This is a genomic window from Mesorhizobium sp. M1307, from assembly GCF_040318155.1.
GTDB lineage: Bacteria > Pseudomonadota > Alphaproteobacteria > Rhizobiales > Rhizobiaceae > Mesorhizobium.
The window spans coordinates 1-595 of sequence record NZ_JAMYLR010000121.1; the positions used below are offsets into that span (position 1 = coordinate 1).

At 69.6% G+C, this 595-nt stretch carries 1 protein-coding gene; it reads left to right on the forward strand.

Annotated features, from left to right (window positions below; genetic code table 11):
• A partial coding sequence (locus NKH16_RS34920; protein WP_352903991.1) for an IS110 family RNA-guided transposase occupies nt 1–595 on the forward strand: 595 nt, incomplete at both ends.

The window sequence follows — 595 nt, forward strand, 5'->3', positions numbered from 1 at the left end:
CCAACACGATCCGCGGCTACGCAGCCGAATTCGGCCTGGTGGCCGCACAAGGCCTTGCCCGCATCGAGCCACTGCTGGCCCGCATTGCCGGCGACGCGACGGTGCCGGCGCTGGCAAAGGAACTGCTTGAGACGCTCGGCGAGGAATACCGCGCGGTGTGCGCGCGATACGCGGCAATCGACAAGAAGCTGTTGGCCCATCACCGCAAGGACGAGACTGGACAGCGGCTGGCTGCGATGCCCGGCGTCGGGCCGGTCGTGGCGAGCCTGCTCGGCGTCAAGGTCACTGATGCGACAGCGTTCGGTTCGGGACGCGACTTCGCGGCGTGGCTGGGGCTGACGCCGAAGAACCATTCGACCGCCGGCAAGAACCGGCTGGGGGTGATCACGCGGGCCGGCGACGAGATGCTGCGGCAGGCGCTGGTGGTGGGCGCGACGGCCCACATCCAGCAGGTGCGTCGCGGCCGCGCCAAGGCCTCGCCGTGGCTGGCGGCGTTGATTGCGCGCAAGCCGCCGAAGCTGGCGGCTGTGGCGCTCGCCAACAAGACCGCCCGCATGGCCTGGAAGATGATGATCACCGGCGAGCCGTACCGTTG